Origin of the sequence: Crenalkalicoccus roseus, assembly GCF_004761865.1 — a bacterium.
GTDB lineage: Bacteria > Pseudomonadota > Alphaproteobacteria > Acetobacterales > Acetobacteraceae > Crenalkalicoccus > Crenalkalicoccus roseus.
Map to the genome: position 1 here is coordinate 1 of NZ_SJDM01000027.1, position 16778 is coordinate 16778.

Consider the following 16778-nt stretch of genomic DNA (forward strand, 5'->3'; position numbering starts at 1 on the left):
AGGCGACCTTGGCAACATTCGGAAGTGGCCCGCCATGACTAGCCCGAGCGGATGCCCGGACCCCGCCACGCACGGCAGAGCTTCGCTTTCGCCGGATCGCGCCAGCCGGTTCGGGCAACGCTTGCCCTACCGGGGCGGCTTGCGCCGCCCTCGCGCCGCCGAGGATCACCCTCGCGGCGGCCACGTCGCGGTCGTGGACCGTCCCGCAGCCATCACAGGCCCACTCCCGCACGGAGAGGGGCAATCTCGCGCCGACGTGGCCGCAGTCCGGGCAGACACCCGTGCTGCGCGCGAAGCGGCCGTGGACATGCCACGACCTCCCCGCCCATTCGGCCTTGTAGCGAAGGATGCGGAGCATCCCGCCCAACCCGGCATCGGCCAGAGAACCGGCCATCCGGGTTCGCATCATGCCGCGAAGGCTCAAGTCCTCCACGGCGAAGCCTTCGTAGGTGTCCACAAGCTCGCGCGTGACCTTGTGGACGTGATCGCGCCGGGCGTTGGCGACGGCGCGGTGGGCGCGGGCGAGCCGCGCCACGGTGCGGCGCCGGTTCACGCTGCCCTTCCGGCGACGGTCGCGCTCTCGGTTCAGCCGCCGAATGCGTTTCGCAGCCTTCCGGGCANNNCCGGAGGCAGCGTCGGCGTGGCGTAGGTCTTGGGCGGCGCCTCGAACTGGATCGAGACGTGCCAGCCGTCCGGCTCCTGCGTCACCGCGACCTGCTTGAGATCGGCGCCTTCGGGCAGCGCGAGGCCGCGCACGCGGAGCCAGCCGATCTTGGGCAGGCGGATGCGGCCCGGTTCCACCCGGACCTCGCGCCCGACGAAGGAGAGGCTGTCGGCGCGGTCGGAACGGCGCTTGAAGCGAGGGAAGCCGCGCCGGGCAGCGCCCTTGCTCTTGGCGCAGTCCTTGAGGGCGCGGTCGAGACGCTGGACCGTCATCTGCGCTGCCCGGTGCGGCAGCCCGGCCAGTCGCTCGTCCTCCTTGAGCAGCTTCGGCAGGCGGGCCGACATCTCGGCGTAGAACACGAACTTGCCTTCGGCCTTGTAGCGGGCCGCGCTCTCCGCGAGGAACAGGTTCCATACCGCGCGGCACTGCCCGCCGATGCGGGCCACGGCCTTGAGGCCGCCGCCGTAGAGCCGCCCCTTGGCGCCCTGCATGACGGGCGNACGGCGCCAGCAACTCCCGCAGCCGCAGGCGCCCGGCGCGGCCGATCAGGCAGCGGGCGATGCGGTCTGGCACGTCCGCCTCGCGGGCGTTCCAGCGGAACTCGTGCTCGGAGGCGTAGCGGTGCAGATGCTTGGCGCTGACCTGATGCCACACGCCGACCACGGCGCGCTTGAACATGCCGAAGAAGCCCTCGGCGGTGTTCGTGTGGACGCGGATATCGCCCTCGGTGCGGGCATACTCGCCCGCCGAGTGCGTGACTCGATGGTGCGCCTCCATCTTGCGGCCGATCCAGCGGTAGGTCGGCAACTCGTCGGTGAGCAGGATCGCCCCGCCCTTGCCCGTCCAGCCCCACAGGGCGGGCGCGATGGCCGCGCCGGACGCGGATGGCACGGCGAGAGTGCGGGCCTCGCCACCGCGCTCGACGGCGGCGAACAGCATGGGCTTCTTGGTGCCGCGCCCACGCTTCTCGGGCCGGGGCGCCGACTTCGGCAGGTTGGCGGCCTTGCCGCCGACATAGGTTTCGTCGGCCTCGACCAGTCCGGAGAGGATCGGCTTCTCGCCCGAGGCGAGCATGGCCCGGATGCGGTGCCCGAGATGCCATGCGGTGCGATACTGGACGCCCAACTGCTCGCCCAACTTCACGGCGCTGATGCCCTTGGACGAGGCGAGGATCAGATACATCGCCAGATACCAGACGTGCAGCGGCAGGTGCGTGCCGTGCATCGGCGTCCCCGCCGTGACGCTGAACTGCTTGCCGCAGGGGCGGCACCGCCAGAACCCGGCCCGCCCTTCGACCGGGATCGCCTCGTTGATGCTCCCGCAACGGTCGCACACCGGGCCGTCCGGCCAGCGCACGCTTTCAAGGTGCGCGCGGCAGGCTTCGTCGGTGGCGAACTTCCGCATGAAGGAGCGAAGCTTCATAGGGCTTTAGTAGCGCATCCCATGATCGAAAGCAATAGGAGCCGCCACGAATGATCGCGTCCTCGAAGGCCGAGGAGAAGGTCAGGCCGAGCTCGCGCGCCACGTCGCGCGCCCGCTCCGCGCCCTCCTCCACCCGCCGCTCGGCGCGCTCCAGCTCCTCCAGCGCGGCGGTCGCCTCCCGGCGGATGGTCTCGTCGGGCAGCGGGTGGCCGATGCGCTTGGCGCGCTCCACCAGCCGGCCCAGCGTCTCGATCCGCCGCTGGTAGCGTTCGTAGGCGGTCTCGTTCTGCTGGATGAGCCGCTCGCGCTCGCGGAGCACCTCGTTCAGCTCGCGCTCGGCGTCGCGGTTCTCCCGCGTGCTGGCGGTCGCACCCCGCTGGCTGGCGGTGAGGCGCTGCAGCGCCTCGTCGCGCTCGCGCGTGGCGGCGGCGGCCAGGCGCTGGCCCTCGGCGGCGTCGATCGCGCCGGCCTGCTCGGCCTCGCGGATGCGGGCGAGGCGGGCCTGGAACTCGCGCTCGATGCGCAGGCGGGCGTCGAGGCTCTCCTGCAGCCGGGCGATGTCCTCGGCCGCGCGCTGGCGGCGGAGTGCGGCCTCATTGCCGCCGCCGGCGCGGCTGTCGGGGTTGAGGATCTGCCGGGCGCGCTCCTCGGCGGTGCGCGCCTCGGCCTCCAGGGCGGCGATCTCGCGCTGCACCTCGTCGAGCTGCTGGCGGATCTCCCCGATCAGGCCGGTGCGGGTGACGCCGGCCTGCTCGCGCGCCACGCCCACCGCCCCGCGCTGGATGCTGCCGCGGCGGGGCTGGTAGGAGAGCGCCGCCTGGCCGGCGGCCTCGGCCTCGAGCTCCGCGAGGCGCCGCTGCAGCGCGTCGCGGTTCTGCTCCAGGCTGGCGCGCCGCTCGGCTAGTGGTTTGATCGACGTTGATGATTCCCATGGTGGCCTGGACCTGCGAGTCTGGGCGCCTGAGGGAAGGCGTTGAGGTCCGGCTCCGGCCGGGCGACCGGGAGCGGCTCGAAGGTGTAGTCTCCGACCGCAAGAGCCCGCAGCACCACGTCTGGCGGGCTCGGATCGTGCTGATGACGGCGGACGGCGCGGGCACGATGGCGATCCGCGCGGCGACCGGGAAGGGCAAGCCGACGATCTGGCGCTGGCAGGCGCGCTACATGCGGGACGGCGCAGACGGGCTGTTCCGCGACGCTCCGCGAGGCCGCGCCTTCGCCGCCGCCTCGCCCGAGCACGTCGCCGCCGTCGTCGAGCGCACCCTGCACGAGGACCCGCCCGCGGCGACGCACTGGACGTTGCGCTCGATGGCCAAGGCGAGCGGGCTGGCGCCGTCCACCATCCACCGCATCTGGCGCGAGCACGGGCTGAAGCCGCACCGGGTGGAGACTTTCAAGCTCTCGAACGACCCGAAGTTCGTCGAGAAGGTCCGCGACATCGTCGGCCTCTACGTCGACCCGCCCGAGCACGCCCTGGTGCTGTCCGTGGACGAGAAGAGCCAGATCCAGGCGCTCGACCGCACCCAGCCGGGGCTGCCGATGAAGCGTGGCCGGGGTGCCACCATGACGCACGACTACAAGCGGCACGGCACCACGACGCTGTTCGCCGCGCTCGACGTGAAGGCGGGCACCGTCATCAGCCAGTGCATGCTCCGCCACCGCACCGCCGAGTTCATCCGCTTCCTGCGGCTGATCGACAAGCAGGCCCCGGCCGAGCTCGACCTGCACCTGATCCTCGACAACTACGCCGCCCACAAGACCGACGCCGTGAAGCGCTGGCTGGCCAGGCATCCGCGCTTCCACGTCCACTTCACGCCGACCTCGGCCTCCTGGATCACCGCTGTCGAGGGCCTGTTCGCCACCCTGACCAAGCGACGCTTGAAGCGCGGCGTCTTCCGCTCCGTCATCGAGCTGAACCAGGCCATCCGGGACTACCTCGACGCCCACAACGCCGACCCAAAGCCCTTCCGCTGGACCGCTCCCGCTGACACCATCATCCACAAGCACCAGCGCGGGAAACGTCTGCTGGAATCACTCCACTAGGCTGGCGCCGGTCATGACGCGGTTGATGGCGTCCGCCACCCTGGACAGGGCGGGGGCGACCTGCGCCAGGAGGTTCCTGGCCAGCGACGAGAAGGCACGCTCCAGCGCCGCGATCTTGTCGGACGCCTCGTCGGCCTTGGCGATGAGGTCGGCGTCGGCGATGGCGCCGAAGCGGAGCGCCTCGGCGGTGAGGCGTTCCAGCCCGTCGCGCCCCTGCAGCAGGAAGGGGATCATGCGCTGGCCCAGCCGGTCGCCGAAGACGGCCGTGGCGGCGGCGGTGCGCTCGGCGGGATCGGTGAGGCCGGCGATGCGCTCCGCAAGCTCGGCCAGGACGGCCTCGGTCGCGCGGGCGTTGCCCGAGGCGTCCCGGAAGCTGATGCCGAGGCGGGTGAAGGCCTGCTGCGCCGCCTGCTCGCCCACCGCGGCGTCAGCGATGCGGCGCGTCAGCGCCTGGAGGCTGCGCAGCAACTCCTCGTTGGAGAGGCCGACCTGGGTCGCGGCATAGACAAAGGTCTGCAGCGCATCGGTGGAGACACCGGCGGCGTCGGCCAGCTCGCCGAGGCCACCGACCGCATCGACCGCACCCCGCACCATCGCCGCGATGCCGCCGAGGACAGGCCGGCGAGCACCGGGCCGACGCGCTTTCCCTATCTGATGGTCTACGAGCCGGAGCAGAGTCTGCCGCGCATTCTGCGCGTCCTGCATGCCTCGCGGGACCTCGCGGTGCTGCTGGCGGACCTGTCGGGCGAGGGGCTCTGATCAAGCATAGACCGTCCCCGCCTGATCATTCCGCAGCACTGCGGTCATCATCCGCGTCGCCGCGGCGTTGAAGGCCGCGCGAAAGTCGAAGGTGGCCTCCACCCCCGCCGGGCCTTCGTTCGGGGTCCTGGCCAGCGCCAGGTAGACCTCGTGCAGGGTGAAGGTCAGGCTGCGGTTCGCGTTGAGCGTGTAGGCGAACTCGAAGGAGGAGGCGGTGCCGTCCTGCGTCTGCGTCAGCAGCGTGGTGCTCTCGAAGCGCACGGTGATCTGCCCGGTGGCGCGGGTCACGCCCGGATCTACGCCCTCCACGCGCCGGTCGGCGCGAATGGTGCGCACGAGCTCCATCCCGTTCGCATAGGTGAACCGCGCGCCGGTGACCTGGGCGAGCGGCGAGCCGTTGCGGCTGATGCTCCCCTGCGCCTTGTTGAACAGCGTCAGCGCGTGGCTGGTCGGCGTGCCCGCGCCGCTCGCCCCGCTGCGCGTCGAGCCCTGGCCCATCAGGCCGAGCGTTGCGGTGGCTGGTCCGGTCGGCGAGAAGTCCAGTTCCAGCGTGTCGGCGCGCACGCTCGCGCAGATATCGAAGCTCGGCACATCGGGATAGGCGATCTCGATGCTGTTCGACGGCAGCGCGGCCGCGCCGGATGCGAAGGTGTGGATGAAGTTCGGCGTGGTGCCGGTGGTGATCGGCGGCCCGAGCAGCAGCCGCAGCCAGTGGCCGATATTGACCAGATCGACCGGCACCACCGCCTGGCCGCGGACGATCACGCTGTCGAGGAAGGGTGCCGCGGGATCGCGGTTGGCGCCCACGCCAATGATGTCGTTGTCGAGCAGCGGCTGCTCGGCGCCGAGGTCGATGGAGAGGAAGGGCATGCGGCGCCAATTGCCGCCGGGCGCGGTCCCGTAGACCGTCTCGGGGAAGGTGTGGACGCGGCAATTCGCGCCGATGGCACGGGGCATCGCGGGTCTCCGGGATCAGGATCGGCAGGGGTCAGGCCAGGGGCGAGCCGGCCACGGTGAAGAACAGCGCCACGGGCAGGCGCGCGGCGCAGGCCGCGGCAGCGCCCTCGAACTCGACATCCTCGAACTCCGCCGCGCCGGGCTGGGCCCATTCCGCCGTGCCGCCGAGGGTGCGGTCGGCGGTGACGGTGGCGGCGATGTCCATGAGCAGCGCGTCGAGCAGATGGGTGCGGGCGGCGGGCGTCGCGCCGGCAACGGTGACATCCATCTCGGCGCGATGCTCGATCGCGTAGGAGAGCGGCGAGAGGATCGGGGTCTGCTCCATGGTCTCGCCGTCGTGCAGGATGACCAGCCCGCCGGGCGGGATGCGCTGCGGCACGGTCTCGCCGCGCAGCACCAGGGGCGCGGGATTGCGGAGGGCCAGCACCGTCTGCAACCGGGCGTGCAGCGCCGCGATGGCGGTCTCGCGCGTGCTCATGCGGCGATCCTCCCGCTCTCGCGCGCCCAGGCCGCGACGAAGCGTCCCGGCAGGCGCCGCAGCGCGCGCTCGGCCGCCCCCTGCACGTTGAGCCGCCTGGCGAGCCTGACCTGCGGCAGCAGGAGGAACATCGGCACGAAGCCCTGGGCGTGCAGCGCCTGCTGCCACGCCGCCGCCCCCTTGCGGCGGGAGGTGGCGACCGGCACGAGCCCGCCGGCGATCAGCGGCGCGCGGCCTCTGCCGGACCGCTCGCCCTGCCGCACCGGGAGGCACCAGACGAAGCCCCGCCCGGACGTGAAGGGCCGCAGGAACCCCTGCCTCGAGGCGACCATCTGCGCCGGACTGACCTGGGCCTTGGCGCCGCGCCGCCCGCCCTGCCGGTTGAAGCCGGTCGGGATGGCCAGGAACTTCCCTCCGCCCTTGGGACGGATCAGCGCGCCGCGCTCGAAGGCGTCGATGGACATTCGGGACTTTCGTCCAGACCAGCCCGGCCGGCCGCAGCGACTCCCCCGAGGTCGGAAACACCCGCGCGCGCCAGACGTTCGCCACCCCGCGCGCGTTGCCGCCAAAGGCCGCCATCACCTGCTGCCGCAGCTCCTGCTTGACCTGCTCCGTCTCGGCGCGGATCGCGGCCATCGCCGCGCGCTCCCCGGCGCGCACCTCCTCGGCCAGCAGCCGGCGCAGATCGCCGGTGAGCCTGGCGGTGAGCCTCACGGCGCGGGCCCGCCCGGCGGCAGGCCGCTGCGGTGGCGCAGGATCGCCACCGCGAGGTCGTGCAGCGCCGCCTGGCCGAGATAGCCGAACACGAAGGCGAACAGGAACCGCCCGTACTCGTTGAAATCGAGGAAGCCTCCGAGCGCATAGCCGGCGCTGCCGACCAGCGCGGCGGAGGGCACCTCCCAGGCCAGGCACCAGCCGAGGCGTCGCCGCTCGGGGTGGTTCCAGCGCACGAAGCCCCCGGCGAGGCCGGCGGCGGCGCCCATGGCGAGCTCGACCGCCACGACCCAGAGGCTCGGGCTGTTCTGCGGCATGGCGGTTGTCCTATCGCTGGCAGAGCACGCGCCAGGCGGTGCCGGTGGCGTCGCGCTCGGCCGCCGTGACGGTGAGCAGCGCGGCGCCGAGGGCGAAGCTGTCGCCGGGGGCGAGGTCGGGCAGGGCGGCGATAGCGACGGAGAGCACGTCGGTCGCCTGGAGCAGGCCGCTGTCGAAGGCGCCGGCGACGCGATCGGGCGAGGACCGCAGCACGCGCACCGGCACCGGCGGCCCGCTGCCGCCCTGGCGGTAGATCGCCGCCGCGCCGAGATGGGGATCGGCGAGCAGCGCCGCCATGGCGGCGGTGAAGGCGGTCATGCGCCTGCCGCCGGCACGCGGGCGAGCATGACGCGCAGGGTGGGATCGGCGCCGGCGGCGGTGACGGTGCACAGCCCGACCTGGAAGTTGCCGCTGGCGGTGGTGGTGATGCGGCGGTTGGTGTTGTCCCAGAACACCCGCGCGCCTTGGGTGATGGCCAGCGCGGGTTCCTTGGGGAATTCGAACTCGCCGCGGGTTTCGCATTCGACCAGCGTGTTCTGCGCAGCGTCGGAGGCCGCCACGCCGAAGAAGGCGCCGACCAGCAGGCCCTGGCCGGCGAGGATGCCGTCCGCGTAGGGCACCAGCATCGGGATGGAGCGCGCGTCGGGACGAAGGCAGTTGCGCATCGGGAGGGTCTCCTCAAGAACGTGGAGCGGCGAGACGAGGGCGCGGGGCCGTTGCCGCGGCCGGCCCTCGCGTGTACACTTCATGTGATCACGGAGGGGTGCATGCCTGACGAAGCCAAGGTGAGCGTGCGCGAGTTGCGCGGCCGGCTTTCCGAACACCTACGGAGCGTGCAACGCGGGCAGTCGGTGCTCGTCACCTCGCATGGGGAGCCGGTGGCCCGCCTGGTGCCGGTGGAGCGCCCGGCCGCTGCGCCGCGGCCGTTCGGCTTCATGAAGGGGCGGATCCGCATGGCGCCGGATTTCCGGGAAACGCCGCCTGACGTCCTGGCCGCGATGGAGGCCGATCCCTTCCCGCCGCGTCGCCGCGGCCCGGCCGCGTGAGGCTGCTGCTCGACACCCATGTGCTGCTGTGGTTCGCGGCCGGCGACGATCAGCTCGGGCGCAAGGCCCGCGAGGCGATCGCCGATCCGGCGAACACGGTGCTGGTCAGCGTCGTCTCCTTCTGGGAGGCGGCGATCAAGGTGCGGATCGGCAAGCTCGATGTCGACGTTTCCGCGCTGATCCGGGACAGCGTGCGCGCCGGCTTCGATCTGCTGGACCTGACGCCCGGGCATGTCGAGCGGCTGCTGGTGCTGCCGGCCTCCGACCGGCATCGTGACCCGTTCGACCAGCTCCTCCTCGCCCAGGCAGCGGCCGAGGACGCTACCTTCGTGACCGATGACGGGCACGCCAGGCGCTATGGCGTGCCCATCCTGCGGTCGAGATGATCACGTCCCCGGGTTGAACCATGCGCCGCGCCAGTCGATGGCGCCGACGCCGAAGTCGAAGATGACGCTGATCTCGACGCCATCGGCGCCCTGGACGGGGCCGGTGGTGACCTGTGGCCCCTCGGCGCCGTTGAGGTAGCCGTAGACATAGACCGGCGAGGCGGCGGGTTCGGAAAACAGATACCAGCGATTCGCCTGGATCAGCGGCTCGACCAGCGGCTGCACGAAGCCCGCGTAGACATTGGCCTGTCCGATCTGCGTGGCCTGCACCGCGACGGTGAGCTGCCGCGCGGCGAGTTCCTGGTTCGGCCCGACCAGCAGGCGCATGGCGTTGCCGATGGCGATCGGCAGGCCGTCGAGCGTGCGCTGGCGCATGATGGCGGCGCGGCCGGCGGCAAGCCCCGCGAGGTCGAGGGCGCTGCCCGCACCCGCCGTGTTCGCCCGCGTCGCCGCGGTGGAGAACACCGGCGCGTTGCCGGTGGCGAGTGTCGGCCCGTCGCCGTTGGCGGCGTTGAGCAGGTTGTAGGCGGTGGCGTTCTCGAAATCCGCCACGCGCCGGCCGATGGCGGCTGCGAGCAGCGCGGGGAAGTCGGAGCTGGTGTGGAAGGCGCGCTCGGCGAGCAGCGTCGGGTTGCGCGGCACGCTGCGTTCGCCGCGGGCGCGCAGCAGCTCGCCGATCATGTCGAACGGGCGCCAGCCGAGGAACTCGGCGTGGCGGCCGCTCCCCTGCGGCTGGTAGCCCGGCATGGCGCGGGCGGCGATGGCATGCTGCTCGTAGCGCAGCGCGATGACGGCCTCGATCCAGTCCTGCATGCGCCTGGCGGCCTCGACCGCCTCGCGTGCTTCGGCCTGGAGAAGGGCAAGGTGCTCGGCCGGCAGCGGGATGATGTCGCCCACCGGCAGGTGGCGCAGGCTGTCGAGACCGGGCCGGTTGGGGCGGAGCGCGTCCATCAGGCGGCCTCCGCCAGGATCTGCGGCAGCAGGGGGGCGCCGGCGCGGCGCGGACGGCGACGGGCGATCATGAGGTATTCGAAATCCTCCACACCGCGGCGGCGCTGCACGAGGTGCGCGAGGCCCTGATCGCAGAGCGCCCAGGCGCGACCGGCGAGGCGGGCCAGAGCCAGCCGATCAGCCGGGCTGAGCAGACCAAGCTGCGGACAGAGGCTGCGGGCCAGGGCGCCGCGGAAATAGACGATCGCGTCACCAGGCGCGGCCGCGCCGAGCCAGCGGCAGAGCGCGGCCTCGGTGAGGGGCGGAGCGGGGCTCCAGGCGGGCGACGCCGCGGCCGGCGCCGGGGAGGCGATGCTATTCATACCAGGCCCTACGCAGCGGCAACCCGATCCGTCTCACGCCGCCGCGGCGATACCGGCCGCGAGCAGACGCAGCCGCAGTTCGGCGATGCGGCGATAGAAGGTGGCGCGGGAGGCGCCGGCGGCGGCGATCGCGTCGGATGGCGAGGCGGCGAAGAGGGCGGCGCAGAGCGCGCGGTCGCGTGGCGCGATGACAGAGGCCGCGCGCTCGAGGGCGAGCCGGCGCTCCAGCGCGGCGATCGCATCGCCGGGCTGGCCCCAGCAGGGGCCGAGCCCGGCGGCCTCGGGCAGCACCTCCGCCAGCGTCAGCGTCTCGTCGCCACAGGCGCCCGAGCGGCCGACCACGACCTGGTCGAAGCCGGTCGGGTTCTGGCGTTGCCGCTCCCGCCGCGCATGCCGGGCAAGGCGCTGGCCGCGGTGCCGGAAGCACAGGGTCGCGAAGGCCTCCAGGCTGCCGCGCGCGGGGTCGAAGGCGCCGAGCCGGCCGAGCAGGTCCAGCATCATCTCCTGCTCGACATCCTCGCGGTCATGTCCCGCCAGGCGGGCCAGGCGCAGGGTGCGGCGCGCCTCGCGGCGGAGGATGGGACGCAGGCGGTTGAAGTCGCTCAGGGTGAGGCTGGCTGGCATGGCGGCTCCGGAGGAGGTGTGACCCCTGCATGCAAGCAGAGGCCGTCTTGCCGGACGGAGGCGGAAAGGGGCGCAAAGGGGCGCAAATGCCCCGCGGCATTTCCGCCCCGTCGAAAACTCCGCCTTTTCTGCTCCTTTGCCGCACTTGGGGCACCATCATCCTTGCCGATTTCCGCCCCGACCGTTGCGCCCGCGTGGCTGTGGATTGCGGGGAGAGAGGAACGAACAAAGAGCATAGCCATTGACGAAAAGGTCAATGATCCGCCAGCCTCCACCCATGCCCATCGCCGTACGATACGCCTATGACCCGGCCACCGGCGCCCCGCGCCGCCTGTCCAGCACAGCCCTATGGGCGGTCGCCGCCGCGCTGCGGCGCCAGCTCCGCCTCGCGGTCGGGGCCGTGCCGGTCACCGCGGAGGCCCTGCTCGCGGCCGCGCAGGAACTGCTGGCGAATGGCCGGCTGGTGCGGGTGAGCTGGGATCTCTCCCGCCCTGTGCATGACCCTACGGGTCGGCCCGTGCTCGGCGTCTGCGAAACCGATCCCGACCTGCCCGGCACCGCGCTGGTGTCGGTCAATGCCTGCATGACCGCGGGGCGCCCCGACCTCGCGCTCAGCACGGCGGCGCATGAGCTCGGGCATGTGGTGTTCGACGTGCCGGCCGCGCTCGGCGAGGCCGGGCGGCGGTTCCGCGCCGTCACCGCCGATCCGGACGCGTTGCGGGACGGTGCGAGCGCGCTGGCCAAGTGGCGGGCCAACGAGTTCATGGGTGCGCTGCTGGCGCCCCCGGTGCCGCTGCAGCTGCGGCTGCTGCTGCATGCCCGAGCCGAGGGCCTGCGCACCGTCCACGCGGCGCATCACGGCCGACAGGGCTCGCGCATCCTGGCCTCCGGCAACCCGCCGGAGGCGGTGGCCGGCGTGATCGCCGCGCTGGCCGGCGATTTCGGCGTGTCGGAGAGCTTCATCCACGTCCGGCTCGAACGCTACCGGCTGGTCGAGGGAGGGCTGGCCCGGTGAGCTTCGGGTCGGTGGTGCGCGAGAAGCGCCAGGCGCTGGCGATCAGCCTGAACGACTTTGCCGAGCGGCTCGGCGTGTCGCCCGCCTACTGGTCGCGCATCGAGCGCGACCAGGAGAAGCCGCCGCGCGACGAGTTGATCGAGAAGGCGGCCGCCATCCTCGGCGTGCGGCTCGACGACCTGTTCATCGAGGCCGAGCGCCTGCCCCCCGACATGCGCAAGGACATGGCAGGCGTGGTGCAGGCCTATCGCCGCCTGCGCGCCGTCCGCCGGGGGTGAGCCGTGCCGGGTCAGGTGCTGCGCAAGCCCTGCTACGGGCTGGCCGAGATCTGTGCCCGCTGGGCTGTGAGCGAGGCCGACTTAGTGCATTTCGTGATCGCCGGCGAACTCGCGCTCTCCGTCGTGGTGGTCCGACTGCCGGTCGAGGAGGGGCTGATCGAGGAGGTCGAGCAGGGCCGTTTCGCCCACCTGCCCGATCGCGTGCACAGCGTCACCGGCACGCTCGATCTCCGCTCCCCTGATGCCTGGGAGGTGCTGACGGCGGGCCGCTGCGCCGTGCGCTCGTTCCAGGCGGCGGAGGGGCGGTATCGCGCGCTGCAGGCCGCAGGCGATGCGGCGCCGGAGCTGCTTGTGGCGCGGGAGCGGCTGGTCATCCGCCACGACGAGGTGGTGCGGTTCGAGGCGGCGCAGGCGGCCTATGCCGCCTCGCCAGCCCCTGCCATGGCCGAGGTGAAGGGCCGCGGCGCACCGTCGCGCTACGATTGGGATGCGTTCTGGTGCGAGGCGGCGGTGCTGCTGCAGATCGAGGGCATGCCCGCCACCCAGGCGGCGCTGGTGCGCCGGATGGAGCGCTGGTTCGCCGAGCGCGGCGAGTTCCCCGACCAGCGCACGATCAAGCGCAAGGTGGGGCTGCTCTGGCGGCGGCATGCCGAGGCGCTGGCCCGTCTACCCGGCTGAGACGCCTCAGCGCCGCCGCGCGTAGGACCAGGTATGCGTGCCAGCCTGGTCCCGGTGAACACCCACCTCCCGCCCCAGCTCCGCGAGGTGTGCGACCTCCTCGCCCGCGGCCTGCTGCGGCTGCGCAGCCGCGCTACCGAGGAACTCGCGCGCGACGCCGAGGAGGCTCGGGAGCCGGGAGAGGTTCGCCTACACTCCACCGCCCGGCAGCGCCGTCATGCGAACCCCAGGAGAGAGGGAGTCGCATGACCCGACGATCCACAACCCAACGCCGGCAGCTGTCTGCAGCGCCGCCGGCGCCCACCGTCCCGAAGATCCCGCCCGCTCAGGTCCTGCCGCGCCTGGCGGCGCTGCAGACCGCCACGGCCGCCGAGCTGAAGGAGCAGTGGCGGGCCCTGTTCGGCAAGGAGCCGCCGCCCTTCAATCGGCCCTACCTAGTCAGTCGGCTGGCCTACCGCATCCAGGAACTGGCCTATGGCGGGCTGAAGCCGGAGACGCGGGCACGGCTCGAGGCGCTGGGTGAGCAGCTTGACGGCGGCAATGTCGTGCTGCGACGGGTCCGCGCCGACAGCCGGCCGCTGCCGGGGACGCGGCTCATCCGCGAGTACGACGGCGTGCAGCATGTCGTCACGGTGCGCGCGAACGACTTCGAGTACGAGGGCCGACCCTATCGGTCGCTTTCCGCCATCGCTCGGCACATCACCGGCACGCGCTGGAATGGCTGGGTGTTCTTCGGGCTCCGCCAGCCGGGAGCCGGCGCATGAGGGGCCGGAAGCCTGCGGCGGAGGTGATGCCCGCCTCGGTGAAGAAGCTCCGCTGCGCGGTCTACACGCGGAAGAGCACGGACGAGGGGCTGGACAAGGAGTTCAACACCCTCGACGCCCAGCGCGAGGCCTGCGAGGCGTATGTTGCCAGCCAGCGCGCCGAAGGCTGGGTGCTGGTCCGCGATCGCTATGACGACGGCGGATTCTCCGGTGGCACGCTGGAGCGGCCGGCGCTGAAGCGCTGCTCGCCGACATCGAGGCCGGGCTGGTCGACGTCATCGTCGTCTACAAGATCGATCGCCTGTCCCGCTCGCTGATGGACTTCGCCANACCAGCATGGGGCGGCTGACGCTGAACATCCTGCTGAGCTTCGCGCAGTTCGAGCGTGAGGTGATCGGGGAGCGCATCCGCGACAAGGTCGCTGCCTCCAAGGCGCGCGGCATGTGGATGGGGGGGAAGGTGCCGCTCGGGTACGATGTCGCCAACCGCAAGCTGGTCGTGAACGAGGCCGAAGCGGCGCGGGTGCGGCGGGTGTTCGCGCTGTTCGTCGAGACCGGCTCCGGCGTCGAGACGGTCCGCAGGCTCCAGGCGGAGGAGATCACCGCCAAGTCCGGCCGGCCGCTCGACAAGGGCGACGTGTACAAGATCCTGAACCTGCGGACCTACCTGGGCGAGGTCACGCGCAGGGGGAATGTCTACCGCGGCGAGCACCAGGCCATCGTGCCGCGGGAGCTGTGGGACCGGGCGCATGCCGTCCTGCAGGTCAGCCCGCGCAGCCGTGCGGCGCAGAACCGGCAGCGGCCGCCGGCGCTGCTCAGGGGGCTGATCTTTGGGATGGACGGGCGGGCACTGTCGCCGACGCATTGCGTGAAGAAGGGACGGCAGTACCGCTACTACGTGGCGCAGCGCGTGCTGAAGGGCAACGCTGCTGGAGACGACAGCATCGTGCGGCGCGTCTCGGCAGCTGAGATCGAGGGCGCCGTGATCGCCCAGCTCCGCGCGCTGCTGCGGCAGCCGGAGATCGTGGTCGGCATCTGGCTCGCGGCGCGGCGGGATGCCCCTGACCTGACCGAACGGGAGGTGCGTGACGCGCTGCACCGGCTCGATCCGCTCTGGGACGAGTTGTTCCCCGCCGAGCAGGCACGCATCGTCCAGGCGCTGGTCGAGCGCGTCACCATCGGGCCCGACGGCGCCGATATTCGCCTGCGCGTCGAGGGGCTGGCGGGGCTGGTGCATGACCTCGGCGCCATGGCGCCCGCCACGCGGAGGGCGGCATGAACGCCCCCGCCGGCATCACGGTCTGCGTGCCGCTGAGGATCCGCCGGCGACCCGGACGGAAGACCGTGGTCCAGCCGGTCCCGCCTGCCGGCGCCGACACCGCCATCCCCACCCGCGCCGACCCGGCGCTGGTCAAGGCGCTGGCCAGGGCATTCCGGTACCAGCGCCTGCTCGACCAGGAACGCTACGCCTCCATCAGCGAGATGGCGAAGGGGGAGAAGATCGACCGGGGGTATCTGGGGCGGCTGCTGCGGCTTGCCGTCCTCGCCCCGGATATCGTCGAGGGGCTACTCGATGGCCGCCATGGCGACGACGCGGACCTCGCCCGACTCATGGAGCCGCTGCCGAGCGTGTGGGGCGAACAGCGCGCCGAACTCTGTTCCTCCAGGCTGCCCAGAGAGTGCGGCGGACACCACAACTATCTCCAGATCTCCAGCCTGTAGATTTTCGCTTGACCGGCCGGATACCGCCCGCGTAATCAACAATTGCCTCCGGATGGAGGCTGTGAAGAACCCTGGGAAGCGGTTCTGGTGAGACCAGCTGCCGGAGGCAGCATTTTTGGTTGCGTCGTCAACGCGGGCGCGGCCAAAGTGCACCTGTTGCAGCGCAGGCACCGGGATCGGTTCTCTTCGGATGGAGAAACCGGTCGTGACATCAAAAAAGCTGATCATCAAGTTCGAGGAGGCGGCGGAGCAAGTTCATGGCTCCGTTCGGCGCATTGTGGGCTTCGTCCAGGCCAAGAGCCTGCTTGGCCTCTTCGATGCCGTGGACCTAGAGGCCAATCCCCGTTCCGCAAAATGGGGGCAGGTCACGGAGGCAATCGTCGAGAGCATCACGCGCGATCCCGACATCTTCCCCTTCAAGACCAAGGGCATCCTGGTTGGTTCCTCCGAATACCAGGCCCTGGAGCGTAAACGTTACGAGCTCCGCTTCAGCGACCCCGCGACGGAGGGCATCCTCGACGGCGGACACAATATGCTTGCGATCGGCACGCATATCGTCTTGACCGCGGTCGGCGACGAGAAGCTTGTCCGGAAGTGCAGGAACTGGGAGGCCTTCAAGGAGGTCTGGCGGCAGAACCGAACGGCGATCGACGCCATCCGCGATGAGCTCAGCTTCCTCGTCCCGCTCGAGATCCTGGTCCCGGCCGACCTCGAGGATGACGCCATCGTCTCCGAGTTCCGTTCCGAGCTTCTCGAGATTTGCGCCGCGCGCAACAACAACGCCGAGCTGACCACAGAAACCAAGTCCAACCAGAAGGGGTTTTACGAGGCGATCAAGGCGGCCCTGCCCGAGCAGGTGGCCAAGCGCATCGAGTGGAAGTCGAACATCGCCGGGGGCGACATCAAGGTCCGCGACATCATCGCGCTCGCGTGGATTCCGCTGTCGCGCATCCCGGATCTGCCCGTGAAGCCGCCCGTGCCACAGAACCTGTACCGCAACAAGGGCGAGTGCGCGAAGCTCTTCGACGATCTCATGAGCCATGAGAGCATCTCCGAGCGCGGTGCGGACAGTCCCACCTACACCTTGAAGAGCGAAGCGGTCCGGAGCGCGATCCAGGTTCTGGGCGACGTGCCGGGTCTCTACGACAAGATCTACAAGGATTTCCCCGACGCCTACAACAAGGCTGGCGGCCATTTCGGCCGTATCGGCATCGTTCGCATGTACGATGCCTCGCGCAGGACGGACAAGAACCGCAAATACATGCGGACCCAGCCGACCACCCACTTCACCGAGCAGGACGTGGAATACAGCTACCCCGACGCGCTGATCATGCCGCTCGTCTGGGGCCTGAGCGCGCTGATGGAGTTCAAGGACGGCAAGGTGCGCTGGCGCGTCGATCCCGCCCGCTTCCTCGACCGCCACCTCGTGGAGATCGCGCGCAACTACAAGCTTGTGCTGGAGATGTCCCGCTTCGACCCGAACAAGCTCGGCAAGAACGAGGCCTCCTACGGCTTCGCGGTGAGCCAGTTCGAAACGGCTCTGCTGAAGGACGGCAAGGCCGCGGCCTGACTCCCAGCGGGCGCGCGGCGCCGCCGCGTCG

General features: G+C 71.3%; 24 protein-coding genes and 3 pseudogenes. 12 read left to right on the forward strand and 15 right to left on the reverse strand.

From position 1 onward, the window contains the following. From ET526_RS22115 to ET526_RS15090, 4 genes and pseudogenes are all read right to left on the reverse strand, one after another. On the reverse strand, nt 1–688 hold a 688-nt coding region (locus tag ET526_RS22115), incomplete at its 3' end, for an RNA-guided endonuclease InsQ/TnpB family protein (protein ID WP_240048417.1). Continuing rightward, nucleotides 586–1155, reverse strand: coding sequence for an RNA-guided endonuclease InsQ/TnpB family protein (locus tag ET526_RS22425; protein WP_456305117.1), 570 nt, complete (start codon nt 1153–1155; stop codon nt 586–588). The genes ET526_RS22425 and ET526_RS22115, both read right to left, overlap by 103 nt. Nucleotides 1156–1258: 103 nt before the next feature. Further along, nucleotides 1259–2086 (reverse strand): annotated as a pseudogene (locus ET526_RS22645) (IS1595 family transposase); the annotation flags it as partial. Continuing rightward, entirely contained in the window at nt 2025–2849 is an 825-nt protein-coding gene (locus tag ET526_RS15090; RefSeq protein WP_135468528.1) for a hypothetical protein, read from the reverse strand. The pseudogene ET526_RS22645 and the gene ET526_RS15090, both read right to left, overlap by 62 nt. A 197-nt stretch (nt 2850–3046) precedes the next feature. Between ET526_RS15090 and ET526_RS15095 the strand changes: the two genes are divergently transcribed. Next, complete coding sequence (locus ET526_RS15095) at nt 3047–4126, forward strand: IS630 family transposase (protein ID WP_135468561.1); 1080 nt, start codon at nt 3047–3049, stop codon at nt 4124–4126. Here the strand turns inward: ET526_RS15095 and ET526_RS15100 are convergent. The 8 genes and pseudogenes from ET526_RS15100 to ET526_RS15130 all read right to left on the reverse strand — a co-directional run bounded on the left by ET526_RS15100 (nt 4115) and on the right by ET526_RS15130 (nt 8017). Further along, nucleotides 4115–4720, reverse strand: coding sequence for a phage tail tape measure protein (locus ET526_RS15100; RefSeq protein ID WP_158295602.1), 606 nt, complete (start codon nt 4718–4720; stop codon nt 4115–4117). The two genes, ET526_RS15095 and ET526_RS15100, sit on opposite strands and share 12 nt — an antisense overlap. A 165-nt stretch (nt 4721–4885) precedes the next feature. After that, nucleotides 4886–5842, reverse strand: a complete 957-nt coding sequence (locus tag ET526_RS15105) for a phage tail tube protein (RefSeq protein WP_135468530.1) — start codon at nt 5840–5842, stop codon at nt 4886–4888. Nucleotides 5843–5873: 31 nt separating this feature from the next. Next, the gene (locus ET526_RS15110; RefSeq protein WP_135468531.1) at nt 5874–6320 is read right to left on the reverse strand and encodes a hypothetical protein; all 447 of its coding nucleotides are present in this window, start codon (nt 6318–6320) and stop codon (nt 5874–5876) included. Next, entirely contained in the window at nt 6317–6784 is a 468-nt protein-coding gene (locus ET526_RS15115) for a hypothetical protein (protein ID WP_240048419.1), read from the reverse strand. The genes ET526_RS15110 and ET526_RS15115 overlap by 4 nt, the downstream gene beginning before the upstream one ends. Before the next feature lie 55 nt (nt 6785–6839). Beyond that, nucleotides 6840–6956: pseudogene (locus tag ET526_RS22120) on the reverse strand (DUF6441 family protein); the annotation flags it as partial. A gap of 74 nt (nt 6957–7030) precedes the next feature. After that, complete coding sequence (locus tag ET526_RS15120; RefSeq protein WP_135468532.1) at nt 7031–7351, reverse strand: phage holin family protein; 321 nt, start codon at nt 7349–7351, stop codon at nt 7031–7033. Nucleotides 7352–7361: 10 nt separating this feature from the next. Next, a complete protein-coding gene (locus ET526_RS15125) occupies nt 7362–7670 on the reverse strand; it encodes a head-tail joining protein (RefSeq protein WP_135468533.1) in 309 nt (102 codons plus the stop codon). Then, entirely contained in the window at nt 7667–8017 is a 351-nt protein-coding gene (locus ET526_RS15130; RefSeq protein ID WP_135468534.1) for a DUF2190 family protein, read from the reverse strand. Before ET526_RS15130 ends, ET526_RS15125 begins: the two co-directional genes overlap by 4 nt. Nucleotides 8018–8119: 102 nt before the next feature. On the opposite strand from ET526_RS15130, the gene ET526_RS15135 reads away from it, so the two are divergent. Both ET526_RS15135 and ET526_RS15140 read left to right on the forward strand, forming a co-directional pair. Continuing rightward, on the forward strand, nt 8120–8398 hold the full coding sequence (locus tag ET526_RS15135) for a type II toxin-antitoxin system Phd/YefM family antitoxin (protein ID WP_135468535.1): 279 nt from the start codon (nt 8120–8122) through the stop codon (nt 8396–8398). Beyond that, the gene (locus tag ET526_RS15140) at nt 8395–8784 is read left to right on the forward strand and encodes a type II toxin-antitoxin system VapC family toxin (RefSeq protein ID WP_135468536.1); all 390 of its coding nucleotides are present in this window, start codon (nt 8395–8397) and stop codon (nt 8782–8784) included. Before ET526_RS15135 ends, ET526_RS15140 begins: the two co-directional genes overlap by 4 nt. Here ET526_RS15140 and ET526_RS15145 read toward each other — a convergent pair whose 3' ends face one another. Genes ET526_RS15145 through ET526_RS15155 form a run of 3 tightly spaced genes read right to left on the reverse strand, consistent with a single transcriptional unit; the run spans nt 8785 to nt 10721 of the window. Next, nucleotides 8785–9735 carry a phage major capsid protein gene (locus ET526_RS15145; RefSeq protein ID WP_135468537.1) on the reverse strand — a complete coding sequence of 317 codons (951 nt, stop codon included), beginning with the start codon at nt 9733–9735 and terminating at the stop codon, nt 8785–8787. It abuts the gene before it with no gap. Then, nucleotides 9735–10097, reverse strand: coding sequence for a hypothetical protein (locus tag ET526_RS15150; RefSeq protein ID WP_135468538.1), 363 nt, complete (start codon nt 10095–10097; stop codon nt 9735–9737). The genes ET526_RS15145 and ET526_RS15150 overlap by 1 nt, the downstream gene beginning before the upstream one ends. Nucleotides 10098–10130: 33 nt before the next feature. Then, a complete protein-coding gene (locus ET526_RS15155; protein WP_135468539.1) occupies nt 10131–10721 on the reverse strand; it encodes a sigma factor in 591 nt (196 codons plus the stop codon). A gap of 277 nt (nt 10722–10998) precedes the next feature. Here ET526_RS15155 and ET526_RS15160 point away from each other — a divergent pair, with 277 nt between their 5' ends. From ET526_RS15160 to ET526_RS15195, 9 genes and pseudogenes are all read left to right on the forward strand, one after another. Further along, nucleotides 10999–11736 carry an ImmA/IrrE family metallo-endopeptidase gene (locus ET526_RS15160; protein WP_135468540.1) on the forward strand — a complete coding sequence of 246 codons (738 nt, stop codon included), beginning with the start codon at nt 10999–11001 and terminating at the stop codon, nt 11734–11736. Further along, nucleotides 11733–12014 (forward strand): helix-turn-helix domain-containing protein, encoded by a 282-nt coding sequence (locus tag ET526_RS15165; RefSeq protein WP_135468541.1) that lies wholly within the window; start codon nt 11733–11735, stop codon nt 12012–12014. The genes ET526_RS15160 and ET526_RS15165 overlap by 4 nt, the downstream gene beginning before the upstream one ends. Nucleotides 12015–12017: 3 nt before the next feature. Continuing rightward, a complete protein-coding gene (locus tag ET526_RS15170; protein WP_135468542.1) occupies nt 12018–12692 on the forward strand; it encodes a hypothetical protein in 675 nt (224 codons plus the stop codon). Between the two features lie 33 nt (nt 12693–12725). Then, nucleotides 12726–12941 carry a hypothetical protein gene (locus ET526_RS15175; RefSeq protein WP_135468543.1) on the forward strand — a complete coding sequence of 72 codons (216 nt, stop codon included), beginning with the start codon at nt 12726–12728 and terminating at the stop codon, nt 12939–12941. Continuing rightward, nucleotides 12938–13456, forward strand: a complete 519-nt coding sequence (locus ET526_RS15180; RefSeq protein ID WP_135468544.1) for a DUF2924 domain-containing protein — start codon at nt 12938–12940, stop codon at nt 13454–13456. The genes ET526_RS15175 and ET526_RS15180 overlap by 4 nt, the downstream gene beginning before the upstream one ends. A 26-nt stretch (nt 13457–13482) precedes the next feature. After that, nucleotides 13483–13805 (forward strand): annotated as a pseudogene (locus ET526_RS22560) (recombinase family protein). After that, a complete protein-coding gene (locus ET526_RS15185; RefSeq protein WP_338025369.1) occupies nt 13793–14734 on the forward strand; it encodes a recombinase family protein in 942 nt (313 codons plus the stop codon). Before ET526_RS22560 ends, ET526_RS15185 begins: the two are co-directional and overlap by 13 nt. Further along, entirely contained in the window at nt 14731–15177 is a 447-nt protein-coding gene (locus ET526_RS15190; protein ID WP_240048414.1) for a hypothetical protein, read from the forward strand. The genes ET526_RS15185 and ET526_RS15190 overlap by 4 nt, the downstream gene beginning before the upstream one ends. A 190-nt stretch (nt 15178–15367) precedes the next feature. Next, entirely contained in the window at nt 15368–16747 is a 1380-nt protein-coding gene (locus ET526_RS15195) for a hypothetical protein (protein ID WP_240048415.1), read from the forward strand. The last annotated feature ends 31 nt before the right edge of the window (nt 16748–16778 follow it).

Excerpts from the sequence above, each read along its gene's own strand:
- ET526_RS15105 (WP_135468530.1), bottom strand. The coding sequence starts at position 5,842 with ATGCCCCGTGCCATCGGCGCGAATTGCCGCGTCCACACCTTCCCCGAG.
- ET526_RS15145 (WP_135468537.1), bottom strand. The coding sequence starts at position 9,735 with ATGGACGCGCTCCGCCCCAACCGGCCCGGTCTCGACAGCCTGCGCCAC.
- ET526_RS15155 (WP_135468539.1), bottom strand. The coding sequence starts at position 10,721 with ATGCCAGCCAGCCTCACCCTGAGCGACTTCAACCGCCTGCGTCCCATC.
- ET526_RS15100 (WP_158295602.1), bottom strand. The coding sequence starts at position 4,720 with ATGGTGCGGGGTGCGGTCGATGCGGTCGGTGGCCTCGGCGAGCTGGCC.
- ET526_RS15185 (WP_338025369.1), top strand. The coding sequence starts at position 13,793 with ATGGGGCGGCTGACGCTGAACATCCTGCTGAGCTTCGCGCAGTTCGAG.
- ET526_RS15180 (WP_135468544.1), top strand. The coding sequence starts at position 12,938 with ATGACCCGACGATCCACAACCCAACGCCGGCAGCTGTCTGCAGCGCCG.
- ET526_RS15175 (WP_135468543.1), top strand. The coding sequence starts at position 12,726 with ATGCGTGCCAGCCTGGTCCCGGTGAACACCCACCTCCCGCCCCAGCTC.
- ET526_RS15120 (WP_135468532.1), bottom strand. The coding sequence starts at position 7,351 with ATGCCGCAGAACAGCCCGAGCCTCTGGGTCGTGGCGGTCGAGCTCGCC.
- ET526_RS15110 (WP_135468531.1), bottom strand. The coding sequence starts at position 6,320 with ATGAGCACGCGCGAGACCGCCATCGCGGCGCTGCACGCCCGGTTGCAG.
- ET526_RS15125 (WP_135468533.1), bottom strand. The coding sequence starts at position 7,670 with ATGACCGCCTTCACCGCCGCCATGGCGGCGCTGCTCGCCGATCCCCAT.
- ET526_RS15150 (WP_135468538.1), bottom strand. The coding sequence starts at position 10,097 with ATGAATAGCATCGCCTCCCCGGCGCCGGCCGCGGCGTCGCCCGCCTGG.
- ET526_RS15115 (WP_240048419.1), bottom strand. The coding sequence starts at position 6,784 with ATGTCCATCGACGCCTTCGAGCGCGGCGCGCTGATCCGTCCCAAGGGC.
- ET526_RS15130 (WP_135468534.1), bottom strand. The coding sequence starts at position 8,017 with ATGCGCAACTGCCTTCGTCCCGACGCGCGCTCCATCCCGATGCTGGTG.
- ET526_RS15190 (WP_240048414.1), top strand. The coding sequence starts at position 14,731 with ATGAACGCCCCCGCCGGCATCACGGTCTGCGTGCCGCTGAGGATCCGC.
- ET526_RS15195 (WP_240048415.1), top strand. The coding sequence starts at position 15,368 with ATGGAGAAACCGGTCGTGACATCAAAAAAGCTGATCATCAAGTTCGAG.
- ET526_RS15160 (WP_135468540.1), top strand. The coding sequence starts at position 10,999 with ATGCCCATCGCCGTACGATACGCCTATGACCCGGCCACCGGCGCCCCG.
- ET526_RS15135 (WP_135468535.1), top strand. The coding sequence starts at position 8,120 with ATGCCTGACGAAGCCAAGGTGAGCGTGCGCGAGTTGCGCGGCCGGCTT.